This window comes from Gemmatimonadota bacterium, assembly GCA_039715185.1.
In the GTDB taxonomy this organism is placed as follows: Bacteria; Gemmatimonadota; Gemmatimonadetes; order Longimicrobiales; family RSA9; genus DATHRK01.
In genome coordinates this window covers 1-2,680 of sequence record JBDLIA010000179.1, presented here as the reverse complement: position 1 = coordinate 2,680, position 2,680 = coordinate 1, and the positions used below count along the sequence as shown (strand labels likewise).

General features: G+C 68.2%; 2 protein-coding genes. Both read left to right on the top strand.

The features are described 5' to 3' along the window. Nucleotides 1-271: 271 nt before the first annotated feature. On the top strand, nucleotides 272-1,162 hold the full coding sequence (locus ABFS34_16425) for a site-specific integrase (protein MEN8377011.1): 891 nt from the start codon (nucleotides 272-274) through the stop codon (nucleotides 1,160-1,162). A 7-nt stretch (nucleotides 1,163-1,169) separates the two neighbouring features. Continuing rightward, on the top strand, nucleotides 1,170-2,381 hold the full coding sequence (locus tag ABFS34_16420) for an IS91 family transposase (protein MEN8377010.1): 1,212 nt from the start codon (nucleotides 1,170-1,172) through the stop codon (nucleotides 2,379-2,381). Nucleotides 2,382-2,680 lie beyond the last annotated feature (299 nt).

Sequence of the window (2,680 nt, the reverse complement as noted above, 5' to 3'; positions counted from 1 at the left end):
GGCGAGGATCACCGACGGCGACGACGATGTACTTGGTCAGGCCGTTTGGGCGTTTCGGAATCAAGGGCCTCGTGCTCTGGAAACGTCCGCTTCTCCCGACAGCGGTCACTGGCTAAGTCAGGCGGGACTGGCTGCCTTATGCTGGACAAGTAAACCGCTCGCGCGGTAGGAGGTGCTCGGATCCGGGGCGGAGGGAGCGGTAAGCCAAAAGGGCTGTTTCCTAAAGTGGGAAGTGAGGCATGTCGCCTCGTTCCACACCAGGAGCAGACCGATGACCCAATCAACCCAAAGCATCAGCCCATTGCGTCAGCGCATGATCGAGGACATGCGGCTGCGTAAGCTCTCGCCCAAGACCCAGCGCGGGTATATCCGCTGGGTGAAGTGTCTCGCCGGTTTTCTCAAGCGCTCGCCCGATACGGCCAGCGCCGAAGACCTGCGCCGCTTTCAGTTGCATCTGGTCGAAAGTGGTATCGGCAGCGGCAGCTTGAACACGGCGGTGTCGGCACTGCGGTTTTTCTTCACGGTGACCCTCGGGCGTGCCGAGGCCATGGCGAAGATGAGCTACGTGCGCGAGCCCCGCAAGCTCCCCGTCGTCCTCGACCCCGAGGAGGTCACGCGCCTGCTCGAGGCGGCGCCGGGGCTGAAGTACCAGGCCGCGCTGTCGGTGGCCTATGGTGCCGGACTGCGCGCCTCGGAGGTGGTGGCGCTCAAGGTCGACGACATCAACAGCGCGCGCATGGTCATCCGCGTGGAACAGGGCAAGGGCAGCAAGGACCGCTACGCCATGCTCTCGCCGACCTTGCTCAGCGTCCTGCGGGCGTGGTGGCGCGAGGGCCATACGCGCGGCGTGGTGCTGCCGCACGGCTGGCTCTTTCCCGGCCAGGACCCCGTCAACCCGCTGTCGACCCGCCAGCTCAACCGCGCCTGCCACGCCGCTGCCGATGCGGCCGGCATCACCAAGCGGGTGTCGCTTCATGTCCTTCGTCACAGCTTTGCCACCCATCTGCTGGAGCAGAAGGTCGACATCCGCGTCATCCAGGTGCTGCTCGGACACAAGAAGCTGGAGTCCACGGCGCTGTACACCCACGTGGCTACCGCGACCCTGCGCGAGGTCACCGGTCCGCTTGAGCGCCTGACGCGGGAGCACGCGCCACGCGCCTGAGCCGGCCATGCCGCGGCAGACCCTGGAAGTCGCGGACATCTTCCGCGATCACGGACCGGCGTGGCGGCGCGCTCAGGCCGGGCACCTGAGCCTCGCCCAGCTCAAGGCGATGTCGGCGATCGAGCGCTGCCGCACCGCCGCGCTGGGCGGCCACCTCGAGCAGTGTCCGGACTGCGGCCACACGCAGGTCGCCTACAACTCGTGCCGCGACCGCCATTGCCCGAAGTGCCAGGGGGCCGCGGCCCGGCAGTGGCTGGCCGAGCGCCAGGCCGACCTGCTGCCGGTCGAGTACTATCATGTCGTCTTCACGCTGCCGGCACCGATCGGCGCGATCGCCTACCACAACAAGCGGGTGATCTATGGCCTGCTGTTCCAGGCCGCCGCCGAGACGCTGCTCACCATTGCCGCCGATCCCCGCCATCTGGGCGCGCGTATCGGCGTGACCCTGGTGCTGCACACCTGGGGCTCGGCCCTGACCCATCACCCGCACGTGCACGGCATCGTGCCCGGCGGCGGCCTGTCGCTCGATGGGCAGCGGTGGGTGGCCTGCCGGCGCGGCTTCTTCCTGCCCGTACGGGTGCTCTCACGGTTGTTCCGACGCCGCTTCTGCGAGCAACTCACGGCGGCCCACGAGGCCGGCGCATTGCAGTTCTTCGGCGAGTACGCGGGACTCGTCGATGCCCAGGCCTTCGCCGCGTGGCTGGCGCCGCTGCGCCACTGCGAGTGGGTCGTCTATGCCAAGCGCCCCTTCGCCGGACCCGAGGCTGTGCTCGCGTACCTCGCCCGCTATACCCACCGGGTGGCCATCGCCAACAGCCGGCTGATCGCCCTCGACAATCGCGGCGTCACCTTCAGGTGGAAGGACTACCGCGCCACCGGCCGTACGCGGCACAAGACCATGACCCTCGACCCCGCGGAGTTCATGCGCCGCTTCCTGCTGCACGTCCTGCCCCGCGGCTTCCACCGCATCCGCCACTATGGCCTGCTGGCCAATGCCAAACGGGTGGAGAACCTGGCGCGCGCCCGCGCCCTGATCGCGGCGCCAACGCCCTCGCTGATTCCTACGCCGGTCGCCGCCGCTGATGTCACGCCCTCGCAAGCGGTCAGCGCCCACACGCGTCTGTGTCCGTGTTGCGGCGCGCCCCTGGTGATCATCGAACTCATTGCGCGCGGCCATGCCCCACGTGCGCCACCCTGGCCAGTCGGCGAGGTCGCATGAGCATCGCTTCGCCTTTGCCCTGCGCCGCCGCGCGCCTACCTCATCGACTCAGCGTCGGTGACGGCCAGCCCGTGCCCGCCATCACGCAAAGCGCCCCCACGCCGCTTCCATCACCGCTTCGCCCCCACCTGCTGTCGTGCCCCCGCAGTCTTTTCCGCATGCCGGCAAGCGATGCACATCCCTCTGATCGCCGACCGGCGGCATCCGTGAGCCGGTGGGATCATTCAAATCCCCATAGCACGAGCCATCCGCTGGCCTCAGCGGATGTCGCCCGCGGTTTCCTCGTCCAAGGCTTATCC